This window comes from Paramesorhizobium deserti (assembly GCF_001558695.1).
GTDB classification, from domain to species: domain Bacteria; phylum Pseudomonadota; class Alphaproteobacteria; order Rhizobiales; family Rhizobiaceae; genus Paramesorhizobium; species Paramesorhizobium deserti.
The window spans coordinates 1-15443 of sequence record NZ_LNTU01000004.1 but is presented as its reverse complement, the minus strand read 5'-3'; the positions used below and the strand labels follow the sequence as shown (position 1 = coordinate 15443).

The 15443-nt window shown below is 58.3% G+C and carries 11 protein-coding genes; 5 read left to right on the top strand and 6 right to left on the bottom strand.

The window, feature by feature from the left end:
* Positions 1-193: 193 nt before the first annotated feature.
* The 3 genes from ATN84_RS08235 to ATN84_RS08225 all read right to left on the bottom strand — a co-directional run bounded on the left by ATN84_RS08235 (position 194) and on the right by ATN84_RS08225 (position 1941).
* Complete coding sequence (locus ATN84_RS08235) at positions 194-619, bottom strand: cupin domain-containing protein (protein ID WP_201026339.1); 426 nt, start codon at positions 617-619, stop codon at positions 194-196.
* Positions 620-697: 78 nt separating this feature from the next.
* Positions 698-1138: a hypothetical protein gene (locus tag ATN84_RS08230; protein WP_153020155.1), complete on the bottom strand. Its 441-nt coding sequence runs from the start codon at positions 1136-1138 to the stop codon at positions 698-700.
* A 35-nt stretch (positions 1139-1173) separates the two neighbouring features.
* On the bottom strand, positions 1174-1941 hold the full coding sequence (locus ATN84_RS08225; protein ID WP_082766176.1) for a MipA/OmpV family protein: 768 nt from the start codon (positions 1939-1941) through the stop codon (positions 1174-1176).
* Between the two features lie 321 nt (positions 1942-2262).
* Between ATN84_RS08225 and ATN84_RS08220 the strand changes: the two genes are divergently transcribed.
* Entirely contained in the window at positions 2263-3594 is a 1332-nt protein-coding gene (locus ATN84_RS08220; protein ID WP_068881194.1) for an ATP-binding protein, read from the top strand.
* Here ATN84_RS08220 and ATN84_RS08215 read toward each other — a convergent pair.
* From ATN84_RS08215 to ATN84_RS08205, 3 genes are all read right to left on the bottom strand, one after another.
* Positions 3569-4291 (bottom strand): response regulator transcription factor, encoded by a 723-nt coding sequence (locus ATN84_RS08215; protein WP_068881193.1) that lies wholly within the window; start codon positions 4289-4291, stop codon positions 3569-3571. The two genes, ATN84_RS08220 and ATN84_RS08215, sit on opposite strands and share 26 nt — an antisense overlap.
* Before the next feature lie 185 nt (positions 4292-4476).
* Positions 4477-7545, bottom strand: coding sequence for an efflux RND transporter permease subunit (locus ATN84_RS08210; RefSeq protein WP_068881192.1), 3069 nt, complete (start codon positions 7543-7545; stop codon positions 4477-4479).
* Positions 7545-8792 carry an efflux RND transporter periplasmic adaptor subunit gene (locus ATN84_RS08205; RefSeq protein WP_068881191.1) on the bottom strand — a complete coding sequence of 416 codons (1248 nt, stop codon included), beginning with the start codon at positions 8790-8792 and terminating at the stop codon, positions 7545-7547. The genes ATN84_RS08210 and ATN84_RS08205 overlap by 1 nt, the downstream gene beginning before the upstream one ends.
* A 1201-nt stretch (positions 8793-9993) precedes the next feature.
* Here ATN84_RS08205 and ATN84_RS08200 point away from each other — a divergent pair.
* The 4 genes from ATN84_RS08200 (at position 9994) to ATN84_RS08185 (ending at position 14995) form a co-directional block, all read left to right on the top strand.
* Positions 9994-11172 (top strand): HlyD family secretion protein, encoded by a 1179-nt coding sequence (locus ATN84_RS08200; protein WP_068881190.1) that lies wholly within the window; start codon positions 9994-9996, stop codon positions 11170-11172.
* Complete coding sequence (locus ATN84_RS08195; protein WP_068881189.1) at positions 11169-13286, top strand: peptidase domain-containing ABC transporter; 2118 nt, start codon at positions 11169-11171, stop codon at positions 13284-13286. The genes ATN84_RS08200 and ATN84_RS08195 overlap by 4 nt, the downstream gene beginning before the upstream one ends.
* 62 nt (positions 13287-13348) lie before the next feature.
* Entirely contained in the window at positions 13349-14011 is a 663-nt protein-coding gene (locus tag ATN84_RS08190) for a Fe2+-dependent dioxygenase (RefSeq protein ID WP_068881188.1), read from the top strand.
* An 81-nt stretch (positions 14012-14092) separates the two neighbouring features.
* Complete coding sequence (locus ATN84_RS08185) at positions 14093-14995, top strand: tetratricopeptide repeat protein (RefSeq protein WP_068881186.1); 903 nt, start codon at positions 14093-14095, stop codon at positions 14993-14995.
* The last annotated feature ends 448 nt before the right edge of the window (positions 14996-15443 follow it).

The window sequence follows — 15443 nt, the reverse complement described above, 5'->3', positions numbered from 1 at the left end:
GGCCGCTTGGCAGGAGAAGGGCCATTCCATGGCATGGCACCAACAAGAAGACGATGCGACAGCGCTTTAACGACGCTGTCGACATCGCGCGGTTGGTAAGCAATTGTCGGCCGCGTGCGGTTCCTCCTCGATATGCAAAGGGGACCGGAACGCTGTGAACGGACGGTGGAGCCGGCTGGAAGAAAAAGCCGGATTATCTGGGAAGGAAGCCCGGTTCCGCCATCTCGAATTGCGTGAAGTCGAAGCCGGGGGCAACGGTGCAACCGACCAGCGTCCAAGCGCCGAGGCTTTTTGCCGTCTGCCACCAGCCGGCCGGTACCACGCCCTGCGGGCGTTCGCCGTTCCCGAGATCAAGCCCGAGGCGGATCGTCCGGCTGGCGTCGCCGTTGGAGAGCTTCAGTTCGAGCGGGCTGCCGCCATACCAGTGCCAGACCTCGGCTGCATCCTTTACACGATGCCAGGCGGAGACCTGTCCTGCCTCGAGCAGGAAATAGATCGCCGTCGAATGGCCGCGCCCGCCGGCTGCGGCGTTGTCGCGGAAGGTTTCCACAAACCACCCACCCTCCGGGTGCGGCTGCATGGCGAGCGTCTCGCGGATATCTTCGGGTGTCAGCGTCATCAGGAATGATCCTTGCACTTGGGGGATTTCCGGCGAAGATTTTCTCATCGCCGATTCTCAGGGTCGAGAATGTATCGATCAGCGCACGGGAACAAGTTTGGCGGAGGAAAGACGCCACTTCTCGGCATCAGCGGGCGCGCCAATACCGGGTACGATACGATGCAGCCTGTAATGACCGCGAAAGTGTTGGGCGCCTCCGTTCTTGAGAGTAGCATGAACGTCAACCGGCACATCCACCCATTGCTGGCTCATGCCGGCGTCGCCGTTGGTCGGGGAGCCTGTGATCACACTCGATCGCGCGGTGGCCATGAAGCCATCGCGAAAGGTGGTGAAGCTCTTGCCGCTCGCCTGGCCCTGCTGATCCCACAGCTGATAGGCGGTGCGATAATCTTTTCTGTCAATCGCGGCGTAATAGGCTTCGACGGCACGCCGGGGATCTTCTTCGGCGGTGGCCGGAAACGGCGCCAGTACGGCGATCGCGGCGGCGAACAGGGCGCGCAGCATTTTCATCTCCTTCATGGAGGTAACCGGCTTGGGGCCTGTGGAAATGAACGTCAGAATTTATAGCCGATCCCAAGGGAAACCGAGGGCTGCAGCTTCTCCTCGACGATCGGGCTATCGGCAGCATCTCCTGTCAATATGCCGAGACCTGCCTGGCCACGTACGAGCCAGTGTTCATCCAGCAGATATGTCGCGGACGCAGAAACATTGACGCGTTTGAGGCCCGCCTTCGGCTTGTACTCGGGCAGCCCGGAGGCTGCGGACTGCGTGGAATTGACGCCGAAATAGGCCTCCATATGCTTGTCATTCGCCACGATCGCCTCGGCTTTCGCACCAAGGATGAGCTTCTCGGTTACAGGCGCCGAATATTCGATACCGAATGTGCCGATAAGGCTTTCACTGCCGCTGATCGTTTGCTCGACCGCTGCGGAGAGTTCGACCGGGCCCAACGCATAGGCCGCCTTGACCCCGACCGTGGCGGCAAGATCGATATCGCCAAGGCCTCGAAGCCTGTCGCCATCGTCCTCATCTCTCCCTGATTCGTAGCCGACCGTGCCGGAAAGCGAAAAACCGTTGTGCTTGAGGGCCGTGACGGTGACCCCCTTGGGGTCGATTTCGAGCCATTCGCCATAGGTGAACTTCACGAAGGGGATGGGGCTGACCTTGAAGTCCTCACCTCCCTCATATTCCGGTTTGTACATCGCGCCGGCGCCCAGGATCAGGCTCCAGTTCCGCTTTGGCTCGAACCGCTGCTCGAATCGCTCCTGGTCGAAAGCCCGCTCCGGAGGAGAAAGATCGGCGGCCGACGCAGCGTCCGTCATTCCCATGATTCCCATTGCAAGGCCGAATATGCAGGGCGAAACGCGACGGTCATTTTGAATTGTCGAGAACATGGAGGCTCCAAGGCGGGTTGGTGGCGCCGCACGGATTTTCACCGAGCAGCGAGACCGGGGACAGACGCTACTTTTCACGAGCGCCCCGCTTCGGACATGTCGTTATATTAAGCTTTGTTACGATCAGGCATTAACGGCGGCGGCGGGCCGAACACGCGGCCGGACAGCAATAAAACTTAACAATCCTTACGGGCCGGGAGCGCGTCCTTCATGTTACGATCCATCAAAAAAGCAACGGATGGAGGGGTTATGCTATTGCGCGCGTCGCTCGGGTTGCGGACGATCCATGGGCAGATCACCGCTCTCGTCGTCATTGCGCTGTTGATTATTATCTTTCTGACCATTCCGATGCTCGAACATCTGGTCCGTTACGATTACAGGGGCAAGGATATCGAGCAGGTCGCCGAGCAGGTCCAGACGGTCAGCGAGCTTCTGGCGGCCTCGCAACCGGATGAAAGAGAAACGATTCTTGGTGCCGCCCGACGAGCGGGGCTGGATTTGATGCTGCTGCCCCTTTCCCTCAGCAAACAATTCACGACATCCTCACCTCGGGAGAGCCTCTGGGGCAGAGCAATAGAGCAACTGATCCCTCCCGATGGTGCGGTTCCTCCCTGGGGCGGCTGGAAAACATTTCTGGATGGCAAGCGCGTCGTTGCGATGCGGGTAGACGATACGTCTATGCTGGTCACGGTGATTTCCTCCAATCCTTTTCAGACCAGCGATTTCCTGAGGCGTGTAACATATTATCTGGTCGCGCTCATCATCCTCATTCTGCTTTTCTCCGCTTTTGCCGTTCTGGCGATCATGCTGCCGCTGCGCCGGCTGGCCCAGGCGGCAATGAATGCGGATATCGCGCATGAAGGGGAGGTGTTCGAAGAACGCGGCAGTACGGAAATCATCACTTTGGCGCGGGCCTTGAACAGCATGCGCAAGCGGATTGCGAACATGGTGGAATCCCGCACGCGCATGCTGCGGGGTATCAGCCATGATTTGCGCACGCCGCTGACGCGGTTGAGATTGAAGGCCGAACGGCTGCCAGAAGGAACAAACCGTGACGCGATGCTGTCCGATATCAATCACCTCGACCGATTGTTGAGCGAAAGCCTCGATTATCTGCGCGACAATTACCGGAAAGAGGGTTTTGAGCGGACGGACATTGCCAGCACTCTCCAGACCATCTGCAGCGAATTCGCCGATGTCGGCTTCGACGTGACCTATCATGGGCCGAACAGGCTGATCGCGAACTGTAAGCCGCTCGCGATCACGCGCGCCGTCACAAACCTATGCGATAACGCCACAAAGTTCGCGAATTCGGTGGTGGTGGAGTTGCGCACCGATCCCGGGGGGATGATCATAGATGTCATCGATGACGGCCCCGGCATTTCCGAACCCTACCGAAAGCGCGTTCTGGAGCCTTTTTTCAAGATCGACGCCGCGCGAAACGACGCCAATGCCGGCTTCGGGCTGGGACTTTCGATCGTTGCCGAGATCGTGCAGGCCCATGGGGGCGAACTGGCGTTTCTCGACCGGCGTGAGGGCGGCCTTGTCGTCAGACTCACGCTTCCTCAACCGTCGCGGTGAACATATAGCCGCCAAGCCTGACTGTTCGCAGCAGCGTCGGCTCCTTGGGGTTGACCTCGATCTTCTGCCGGAGGCGGCTGATATGGACGTCAATGCTGCGCTCGATCGGACCGGCAAGGCCCGAATGCGTCAATGAGAGAAGTTCCTCGCGGGTGATGATGCGGCCCGGATTCCGGCAAAACGCCAGCAAAAGGTCGAATTCCGTGGTCGTCAGTGCGACGCGGGCATTGCTGGGGTCGTGAAGCTGGCGGCGCATGGGGTCGAGTTGCCAGCCATCGAACCGGAGCTTTCGCGGGCTGGTGTTCTTGACCAATCCATAGGAGGCCCTCCGCAACAGGCTGCGTACACGCGCGACAACTTCCCGGGGGCTGAACGGCTTCGCCACGTAATCATCGGCGCCGACTTCCAGTCCGACAATCCTGTCGACCTCCTCACCAAGGGCCGTCAACAGGATGATCGGAATGGTGTTTTCGGAGCGAATTTTCCTGCAGATGCTCAAGCCGTCCTCGCCCGGCAGCATGACATCGAGGATGATGAGATCGTATGAATTATTGCGCAGAAGCGATTGCATTACGCGACCATCTTCGGCAACGGTCGGGATCATGCCGTTATCCTGCATGGTCAAGGCAAGCAGATTAGCGATTTCCGAATCGTCCTCGACGATCAGAACTTGAGCATTTTCCGTATTCGGTTGCATGAAGCCTATCAAAGCGTGATGTATCACGCTCTAACCCTTTGTTTTCGCCGCCTGATCTTATCCAAAAAGCCTGCAACTTTTCGGGATCATGCTCTAGCCCAATCCGCATTACCCATGCACACCGAAGAGAGCCCGGATATTTCGCTTTGTTAAGTTATGTTGCGATGTTCCGGAATGCCATTCCTTCAGAAATCTGGCGATTGTACGTTGAAGAGCAGTCTGAACATTCGCCCCATCCGATCGCCAAAGCTCGAAACGATGAGATGAAGCGAGGGGATGACGATCAGCGAAAGAAGCGTGGATGCCAAAAGCCCGCCGATGACGGCAATGGCCATGGGCGCGCGGAATTCGCCGCCATCACCCACACCGAGGGCAGACGGGATCATGCCGCCGGCCATGGCGAGGGTCGTCATGACGATCGGGCGAACGCGTTCGGAACAAGCCTCGATGACGGCATCGAGCCGCGAATGCCCATGCGCCTCCCGCTCGATTGCAAAATCGAGGAGCATGATGGCATTCTTCGTGACGATGCCCATCAGCATCAGGATGCCGATGACGACTGGCAGTGATATGGCGCTGCCGCTTAAGTACAGGGCCGCGGCAACCCCGCCAATCGATAGGGGAAGAGAAGCAAGGATCGTCCACGGCGCCAGCACGCTGCCGAACAGCAGGATCAGGACGACGAGCACAAGCATGATGCCCGATCCCATCGCTACGGCGAAGCTTTCGAAGACGGTGCTTTCCGTATCGGAGTCTCCAGTTGCCTGAAGGCCAACGCCTTCCGGCAGGTTCCTGACGCTATCGAGCTGAAGCAGCCGCTCCATTCCTTGGCCGGATGTCAGGCCGTCGGCCATGTCCACGCCGATCTCGATCCGGCGTTCGCGGTCAAGCCGCTCTATCGCCGACATCGTCTCGTCAAAGCTGATATCAGCCACGGCGGATAGCGGGACATGGGCGCCATCGTCAGACGGGACGGTCAGCATTTCAAGCGTCGGCAGATCGTCTCGGGCGTTGCGGTCGATGACGACCCGGATGGGGATCTGTCGTGTGCCATCGGTAAAGCTGGGCAAGCGGCTGTCGACATCGCCGATGGTCGACACGCGGATCGTCTGGGCGATCGCCGCCGGCGATACGCCGAGCATTGCAGCCTTGTCCGTCTGAACCCGCATTCTCAGTTCCGGGCGCATGGCGGCATTGTCGAGTGCCGGATCGACAAACGCCCGATCGGCTGAAAGCTCCGCTACGATGGCGTTCGCGGCTTCCAGAGCCGCCTCCCCATCGGTCGAGAGCAGGGCGAAGGACAGATCGCGCCCGCCGCGCGCGTTGAGGAACCGCAACTTCACGTCGGGGATAGACGAGAGGGTCTTTTCCATTTCCGCTTCGATTGCAAAGGATGAGCGGTCTCGCTCGGTCTTGTGTGATAGGTCAATGAGAATGACCGCATAGCGCACGTCTTCCAACCCGCTGATGCTTGTACCGGCGCGGGCGAATACGCCCTCGACCTCCTTGAACGTCCGGATGCGCTCCGCGATTTCATCCGATACCACGCGGGTCTCGTCGAGCGTGGAGCCGGGCGGCAGTTCAACCGAGAGGGTCAGGCGCCCGGTATCCTCCTCCGGCAGAAAGGCCGTCGGTAATGATGACAAAGCGAGCATTGCCAGGGCGAAGGAGCCGGCGGCGAGCCCGACGGTCGCCCACCGCCAGTTTAGGCTGATACGCAGCAACCGCTCGTAGGCCAGGATGAAGCGCCCTCTTTTCTCCCCGGCCCGCGGGCTTCCGGTCATGAAATAGGCGGCCATGACGGGAGTGATCAGCCGCGCCACCAGCAGCGAAAAGAAGACGGCGATGGCAACCGTCAGGCCGAACTGCCTGAAATACAGGCCCACCTCGCCGCTCATGAAGCCGACAGGCGCGAATACGGCGATGATGCTGGCGGAGATGGCGATCACGGCGAGGCCGATTTCGTCGGAAGCGTCGAGCGCCGCCCGATATGCGCTTTTGCCCATGTCACGATGGCGGACGACATTCTCGATTTCGACAATGGCATCGTCGACGAGGATGCCCGTCACCAGCGTGATCGCCAGCAGACTGAGGATATTGAGGGAAAAGCCCAAGTGATCGATCACGAAGAAGGTCGGAATGATCGACAATGGCAGCGCCACCGCGGCGACGATCGTCGCCCGCCCGTCGCGCAGGAACAGGAACACGACCACGACGGCAAGCGCGGCGCCCTCGAACAATGTGCTCATGGCCGATGAGAAATTGCCTGATGTATAGGTGGAAATGTCATCCACGAGACTGAAGCGCACATCCTTGTCGCGAGCGCCAAGCCCCGCCAGCGCCCTGGAGACCCTGTCCGCGACGGATACCTCGCTTGCGCCCTGGGCGGGATAGACCGCAAACCCGACGACATCCGCGCCATCGAGCGTGGCGAAGGAACGTGCTTCCGCCGCACTATCCTGAACGCTTGCCAGATCCCCCAGCCGCACGGCCGCTTGGGAGGAAAGCGCGATGCGCTGATCGGCAAGCTCCGAGACGGTCTTGGCGGCCGCCATGGTCGTCAGGGCCTGCTCACGGCCGCCAAGTGCGCTTCTCCCGCCGGAATTCTCGATCTGGGTTCTGAGCAGGCTTTCGTTGATGGCGCTTGCGGATAGTGAAAGCGCCTGCAACCGGTCGCGGTTGAGCTCGATGCGGATCTCCCGGGTCACGCCGCCGACACGCTCGATCCGCCCCACGCCCGGCAGGCCTTGCAGGGTACGGGTAACCAGATCGTCCACATACCAGGAGAGATCAGCAACCGTCATGGTCGGGCTGCTGACGGCGTAGGTCACGACGGATCGCGCCTCTTCCTCGACCCGCTCGATAACCGGCTCGTCGATCGTCGCAGGCAGGTCGGAACGGATTTTTGCCACCGCATCGCGCACGTCGACGACCGCCCGGTCCGGCGAGACGACACCCAATTCGAACTCGACACTGGTCACTGAGCGGCCCTGACCGATGGTCGAAGTGATTTTTTCGATGCCGGTCAGCGACGCCACGGCATTTTCCACCAGCCGCGTCACCTCGGTCTCAAGCTCGGTCGGTGTCGCGCCAGATTGCTCGATGGTGACCTTGACGAGCGGGGTGATGATCGGCGGGAAATAGGTGATCGGCAACCGGGAGAAACTGTAGAGACCTGCCACGGTCAAGATCACGAAGAGTAGAATCGATGGCAGCGGATTGCGGATCGCCCAGGCCGAGATATTAGCCTTCATCAACGCACTGTCCCTTCTGAATCGTCAAATGAGACCTTTTGGGGGACCTCTCGCTTTGGGTCGGCTTCAGCCGATACGGCGACGGGCTCGACACGATCCTGGTCTTTCAGGAAGCCGCTCGCCTTCAGAACAACCGTTTCGCCATCCTCCACACCTTCGATGATCTCGACGCGATCGTCCTGACGCGCGCCGATCCTGACATTCCGGATTTCAGCGATGTTGTCCTTGACGATAAAAACGCTATGGGAGCCGCGGATGCTTCTGACAGCGGTTCCCGGCAGGAGGACGTTCCTCCGCCTGGACGTGTCGATGACGCCGCGTGCAAACACGCCCGGAACGAGGTCTTCACCCTCATCGAGCTCGACGCGAACGGTGCCACTCCGCGTCTTTGGGTCGAGTTGCGCCGCATTGAGCCGTAACGTGCCGGTGACCGGCTTGTCATGGCCGGGAATGGTCACTGCCACGCGCATGCCTTCACGCAGCCGCACGAAATTCGTTTCCGTGACCTCCGCAACGAACTCGATCTTGCCGTCCTTTGCGATGCGAAAGAGGGGATCGCCGGAACCGGATGTCATGACACCGACGCGGGCATTACGCTCCAGAACGAGCCCGGACGCGGGCGCGCGCAAAGTGCTCCTCTCGACCGTCAGCTCGACCTCTTTTCTTTCCTGTGCGATCAACTGCCCGTCGGCTTGCGCCAGGGCGAGCGATTGCCGCGCAAGGGCGGTTTCCGCGACGGCGCGGTCATAAGCGTTGCGATTGTCGTCCAGAACCTGCTCGGAAATAATTCCTTTCGACCGCAGAGCCTGGTTGCGCTCCAGTTTCGCCCTGGCTTCGCGCTCGGCGACAAGCGCCACCTCGACCTTGCCGGCCTCGACGGCCACGGCGGCGTTTGCGCGAAGGGCGCTGACCGCATTTTTATCGAGCGCGAGAAGCGCATCGGTCTGCTCAAACCGGGCAAGGGGCTGGCCTTGCTCGACCCTTTCACCGGCCTCCACAAGGATCTGCTGTATTTCCCGACCTGAGACGGAGGGGTGAACCAGGATTTCCTCGCGTGCCGCAAGCGTTCCAACGACCGATATGCGATCCGTGACGTCGCCTCGCTTCGCAACAATGACCGTGACCGGCATCTTCTGCTGAGCCTCAGCAATCGGCATAAAGGCGGCGAATGCGAGTGAGGCAACGATCCCGCACCTGACAAGCGGCCGCGGCCGATAGAACGGTTTGAGCCACGGCTTGATGCTCATGAAAGACCTTTCTTCTCTTGCCCGGCATAATGAGCCCTCGGGCGAGTTCGGTCGCACATTAGCGTTCAAGGAAAATCGCGGTGTTGTATCGCATTAAGATTTGTTGCGCTTGAAAAGCGCCTGATCGCCCGCACTAGAGGCTTTCACATTGAAGTGGAAACGTCGCCTCCAACGTCATTCTCGGGCAGGTTTTGACCGCCCTCGACACTTCAAACGCCGGTAAATAGAGACGCCCAACTTCTTGCGATTTGACCTTTGATAGTCGCTGAAATACCCGTCAATTGTATTTCTGGTTGAAACCATATTTTGTAGGGGATTACTCATGCGTGAATTGACAGTGAATGAAATGACCTTGGTCTTTGGCGGAGAAGGTGGCGGGCAGGCTTCAAGCGGCAGCACGGGTAGCGGTGAGGCAGGCGGACGCAGCGATAGCGCTGGTGGCGGACCAGGAAGTGATTTAGGCCGAGGCAAGGGAACGACGAATGGCCTCACTTGGAATGAGCATGATGCACTTGTTGGTTCTTTGGCTGGAGGAGCGGCAACAGCCAAAGCAGGCGCTTGGGGCGCTGCCATAGGAGGCTATGTAGGCAATTATATAGGTGGCTACACGCGAAGTGCCACAATTGGAGCCGGAGAAGTTGTCGGGCGCGGGGGATTCAACGGAGACCTGAGTGGCCTTCGGTAATTTTGAAATTGGCGCCCCTTGAGAGGGGCGCTTTCGGAGGGGATAATGTCCTTACGCGACGGCATAGTATTTGCTATTCTTATTTTTTTGATATTCTCAATGTACCAACTTATTGAAAAGAAACTTTCCTTTTTACGTGCAGCTCCCAGGTCGCTCGTAGGGGTACTTTCAGTTATATTAGCGTTCGTAATAATGAAAATACTCCAAGCTATTTAAATAATTATTGATATTTTATTGAACATTCGGGCGGATCTCAATCAAAATAAAAGTCTATTCGTGCTGAATGTCTTTTTCACAATTAGTAAAAGCGCCAGAAACATAATTTGCAACAAATTTACCTTACAGCACCGGAGAGCATTGTGATCGAACCAACTGCCCACCCCGGTAGAATACTTCATGCCTGATCAAGCCGGGACGGAGTCGCTTTACCGTCAGGAAGCGCTTGCGGCCCGACGTGACGCCTGGTTAGGGCGGCCAAGTCTATTGCAGCCCATTTCGGTTTCATTGGCGACCGGAATGGGCGTCTTTGCAATGGCCGTGATCGTGGGCGTCCTTACGCTGTGCGATTATACCCGGCGCGTTCGCGTATCCGGGGTGGTCACGCCAAGCACCGGCGTGACCCATATATTCGCGCCGCAACCGGGGCGGGTCATCAGCGAAGCAGTGGTCGAAGGCGCTTTCGTACGGCGCGGCGACGAACTCTACACCGTTGGGATTGATTATAAGACAGGTCTCGGGATCACCGAAGAGATCGTCAAAGCGCAGCTATTAGCCCGAAAAGCCGAGCTTGAGGCGGCAATCTCACAGAGAGCCATTCTCGATGAAGTTGATAAAAAGGGATTGTTTGCCCAAGGCATTTCGACACAAAACGAAATCGAACGTGTCGATGCTCAGATAAACCAGGCCGAAGAATATATCGCTTTTCTGGGACCACAGGTGGAGAAGTATCGAAACCTCGTTGGTCAGGGTATTACCACGCAGCGCGAGTTCGAATATCGCCAGCAAACCTATATTCAGACCCGGCAGGAGCTGGAGAGCCTCAAACGTCAGCGTGTCCAGCTCGTTGGACATCTCTCGGAAAACCGCACCAGGATCGCGGGGTTCGATGCGAATGCAGCGCTTTTGATGGGCGAGCTTCGGCAGCGTATCGCATCGATTGAGGAGCAGCTGGCGCAGGGTGAAGCCCGGCATGCCATTGTGGTGACATCTCCTCGTGACGGAACGGTTGCGGCCGTGCTTGCCAGATCGGGGCAGATGGTGGCCGCGGGCACGGAGCTTGCTACGATACTGCCGGCAAATGGGCAGATGGAGGTCCATCTTCTGGCGGAAAGCAGCGCCATCGGCTTCGTGCAAAAAGGGGTTGGCGTGCTTTTGCGGTATGCAGCGTTTCCGTATCAGAAATTCGGCCAGTATCCTGGAACAGTCACCGAAGTTTCCCGCGTTACCCTGGCTCCAAACGAGCAGGGCGCAACCTTCACAGGTCAGCGCGCCCAGAACGTTCCCAGATACAGGATCACCGTTCAGCCGGACAAGCCGTTCGTCAGGGCCTATGGAAAACCGGAGCCGTTGCGCGCCGGAATGACGGTTGAAGCCGATCTGCTGCTCGACACAAGACCGCTTTATCAATGGTTGTTCGAACCGCTCTATAGCCTACGCGGCAAGATCGTCGGTTCCGCGCCCGGATTCCAGTCATGAATCCCGTTTCCAGATTGTCATTTGGCTTCCGGCGGCCGCTGCCCGTGATTTTACAAACGGAAGTCGCCGAATGTGGCCTCGCCTGCCTTGCCATGGTCGCCTCCTATCACGGCCACAGGATTGATCTCGGTGCCCTCCGGCGCCGGTTTTCAGCCTCGATGAAAGGCTTGTCGCTGATCGATATCTCGCGCTTTGCGTCAGGTTTGTCGTTGGCGGCGCGCGCGGTGCGGATCGAACTGGAAGAGCTTGTCAATCTCCGGCTCCCATGCATCCTCCACTGGAAATTGCGCCACTACGTCGTGCTGGAGCGTGTCACGTCAAAAGGCGCAATCATCAACGATCCGGCTGTCGGCCGCCGCCACATTCCCCATTCCGAGATATCGGAGTACTTTTCCGGTATCGCCCTCGAACTTTGGCCGACAGGCGGTTTTGAAAAGAAGACCGAGCGCGATCGTATTCGGCTCTCGGATCTGTTTCGGCGTGTGGTCGGTCTCAAGCGCGCCCTGGCGCAGATTTTTCTTCTTTCGCTTTGCCTTGAGTCATTTGCACTGCTCGCTCCGATTGGATCGCAAGTGATTTTCGACGAGGTCATTGTTGCGGCCGACCATGATCTGCTCACAGTGGTGGCCGTGACCCTCGGTGCTTTGCTGCTGCTCCAGACAATGACAGGTCTCGCGCGGTCCTGGGCGACGCTGATCATGGGCACCAGTCTCAGCGTGCAATGGACCGCAGCGCTCTTCGATCACCTCCTGCGTTTACCGTTATCCTATTTCGAGAAGCGGCATATCGGCGACATTGTCTCGCGGTTTGGTTCTCTGGGACGGATCCAGTCCGCCATCACCACGGATCTGGTTGGCGCCGTCCTGGACGGAATCATGGCCGTGGGAGCGCTGGCGATGATGCTGCTTTACGGCGGCTGGCTGACGATCGTAGCCATCGTTACGATTGCCCTGCATCTCCTCGTTCGCATAGTCGCATACCGGCCATACCGCGACGCCAACGAAGCGGCGATCATCCAGGGCGCGAAGGAAGACTCGCACTTCATGGAGACCATTCGCGGTGTCGCCAGCATAAAAGCGCTCGATCTCCACGAGAAGCGGCGGGGTGCCTGGCTGAATTTGCTGATCGAGGCCACCAACGCCAATCTGCGGATTCAAAAACTGGATTTCGTGTTTGGGACAATCGGTGGGCTTCTTTCAGGCGCGGATGGCATCATCATGCTAGTTCTCGGAACCCGCGCAGTGTTGGCTGGTGACATGACGCTCGGAATGCTGGTCGCCTTCCTGGCTTATAAGGATCAGTTCGTCGGCAGGGTCAGCGCTTTGATCGGGTTGGCTATCAGCCTGAAGATGCTCGGGCTGCACGCGGAGCGCATCGCGGATATCGCGCTGGCGGCCCCTGAGGAGGATGCAACCAGGATTTTCCCTGCTCCCACGCCCCGATCCTCTCCGGCGCATCTAACCCTGCGGGACATATCCTTTTCCTACGGCGAAGGACTGGCCGACGTGCTGCACGGAATCGATCTCGAGGTCATCCCCGGCGAATGTGTGGCTATCGTCGGGCCATCCGGGTGTGGAAAAACGACGCTTCTCAAGATCATGTCAGGGCTGATCACACCGACCGGCGGAAAGGTGTTTGTCGATGGCGAGGACATAAACAGCGTCGGCCTCACCAACTATCGGCGCATGACGGCCACCGTGCTCCAGGAAGACCGACTGTTCGCGGGAACGATCGCCGAAAATATTGCCCTTTTCGATCATGAAGCCGACCAGTCATGGATCGAAGAATGCGCCCGCATGGCAGCGATCGCTGACGAAATTGATGCCATGCCCATGCGCTATGATTCCCTGGTCGGTGATATGGGCAGCACCCTCTCAGGCGGCCAAAAACAGCGCCTGTTCCTGGCGCGGGCTCTCTATCGGAAACCGCGCATCCTGTTTCTGGATGAGGCGACCAGCGATCTCGATGAATCCAATGAGCAGAAGATCAACAATGCGGTCGCGGCCTTGGCGATCAGCCGTGTGATCGTGGCCCATCGCCCCTCGACTATCGCATTGGCGGAGCGTCACATCACCCTTGCCGCACCCACCGAAAGGAAATTGCTTCAACTGTAGGACCGCTCACCGGGTTTCCGTAAACCGGTCCTCGTCAGTTGTCCTTTTGATATCCGGAGAAAATGATGTTTCGACTAAGTGAGGTACTAAACCCTTCGGCGATAGAGGAAATCACGTCGTCCCTGGATAAGGCTCCCTGGCAGGACGGCAAGATCACGGCCGGGTGGCAGGTCCGGGATGCAAAGAACAACGAACAGGTGCCCACCGAAGCGCCGGAGCTGGGTCGCCCGCGTGACATCGTCACTGATGCACTTATGCGGCATCCTGCCTTCATGATGGCAGCGCGCCCCAAGTTTATCATGCCTGCGCTGTTCAGCCGCTACGAAACCGGCATGACCTACGGCGACCATATCGACGATCCCATCATGATGGGACATCGAACGGATCTGTCACTCACCCTGTTTCTCACGGATCCCGACGATTATGATGGCGGCGAATTGATCATCGAGACGGCCAGTGGGACCGAGGCCGTGAAGCTCGCAGCAGGCGATGCGGTTCTCTATCCATCCACCTCGATCCATCGCGTAGATCCGGTCCAATCGGGTACCCGGCTGGTCGCGGTCACCTGGATACGCAGCTTCATCCGCGACGCGGGCGCTCGTGAGATTCTGCTGGACCTCGACATGACCCGGCAGGCGCTGTTCCGGCAGTATGGCCCCACGCGTGAGTGCGATCTTCTCGCCAAAACTGTTGCTAACCTGACCCGGTGCTGGGGAGATGACTGATGCTCCATGAATGTCCGGTAGCAGATATATTCGTTGAGGTGACGGAAGCGTCATTGATATTGTCCGTTGAAAGGAGCCGACATGGCTAAATCAAACGTATTTTCCGGAATGTCATTCCGGCGAGCGCTTCTGCTTTGTCTGCCACTTCTTGTGGCAATCGTTTCAGAAAACGCTGCCGCGACTGAAGCACAGCCCGATCGGCAGAAACAAAGGTATGAAGCCGCGATAATTCTTGCCGAACGTGGCGATCGGGACGCGCAGCTCGAGATCGGACTAATGTACCTGAACGGAGATGGCGTCGAGCAAAGCAATGCCATGGCCGGGTCATGGTTCCGCAAGGCCGCGGAAAACGGCAGTGCTCGCGCGGTTGTGGAAATCTACAGACTGTATTCCAACGGCAAAGCGACCGCCTATGCCAATGAGCAGAACGTTGCGGTCATTAAAAAGATGGCCCGGAAAGGACAGGGAGCCAGTCAGATAATGCTCGGGTTGATGTATCAGGAAGGAGGCTATGGCATCCAGAAAGACGAAGTGGAAGCTTTCAGATGGGTGCAGCGGGCAGCCGAGCAGGGCTATTCTCTGGCGGAAGGCTTATTGGGTGCGGCCTACGCCGATGGCATAGGCACTCAGCGGGACCCCGAGAAAGCCAAGATGTGGTTCCAGCGAGGAGCAGAGCATGGCGATCCCGTATCTCAGTATCAGATGGGAATAAGGTATCTGACGGGAGATGGCGTAGCAAGGGACCCCCAAAAGGCGTTCCTGTTACTGCAACAGGCCGCCGATGGAGATTTTCCATCATCGAAAACCGCGCTTGGCCTGATGTACGGTATTGGCATAGGCACTCCGGTGGATAAAAAGCGAGCCATTGAATTGCTTCGTAAGGCTGCCGGCGAAGGAGACGCTGAAGGTAAAGTTTATCTTGATCAGCTTCTAAAGAACGGTGTTATCGAACGGCTTCCAGAAAAATTCCGACAACAAAAGTAGGTGCGTAGGTTGTCCGCCTCCGGTCCAGAACGCGTCGTTCGACGATCCTCTTGGTGACGACCGCATAGTCCGTTCCTTGCTCGTTCAGAGCCGGGCTCATCAACGCTCACTTTCCAGCCTTCCCGGCCGTTTGGACAGGGGTCGCCGACCAGGAGCCCGGTCGGACGGTAAGCGTCCTCACAAAGGTGACGGAAGCGCCATTGATATTGTCCGTTGAAAGGCGCCGACATGGCTAAATCAAACGTATTTTCTGGAATGTCATTCCGGCGCGCGCTTCTGCTTTGTGTCTCGCTTGCTGGAGTCTTTGTTGCGGGTGATCTGCCCCCTTCAAACTGGACCAGTTATGGTTAGAGTTTTCCGGTGGATTTTCCTGGCTGGGAAAGGAACGGAAGACGATGAAGGCATCGCAGTTTTCGGATGCTCAAAAGGCATTCATTCTGAAGCAGGG